This window comes from Thiosulfatihalobacter marinus, assembly GCF_016019955.1.
GTDB lineage: Bacteria > Pseudomonadota > Alphaproteobacteria > Rhodobacterales > Rhodobacteraceae > Shimia > Shimia marinus_A.
Genome location: NZ_JAECRZ010000054.1, coordinates 1 through 321, shown reverse-complemented (window position 1 = coordinate 321; position 321 = coordinate 1). Strand labels below are relative to the sequence as shown.

Genomic DNA, 321 nt, shown 5'->3' with positions numbered 1-321 from the left:
TTGCTCAACCTGCGCCAATCGGCGTAAACACAAACCGGGCTCCGGTCGCGGCTGGATGAAAGTTCAGTGGCAGGTCACTTCCGTAGTGCTTCCGGGCGTGTTGGAACGCAAAAAGCCTCCCGTGAGGGAGGCTTTTAAGCGCTTGATATTACGCTGGAATTTGGTTGCGGGGGTAGGATTTGAACCTACGACCTTCAGGTTATGAGCCTGACGAGCTACCGGGCTGCTCCACCCCGCGACATTTGTTGGCCATTTGCCCTTTGGGGTGTTTTTGGCCTTGTGTCCGGGCATTTGCGTTGGACGCATTTCGAGCCCGGATCG

Annotated in this window: 1 tRNA gene; it reads right to left on the bottom strand. The window is 56.4% G+C overall.

Annotated elements, in window-relative coordinates:
* Nucleotides 1–161: 161 nt before the first annotated feature.
* Nucleotides 162–238 (bottom strand) — tRNA-Met (locus I3253_RS20360).
* Nucleotides 239–321 lie beyond the last annotated feature (83 nt).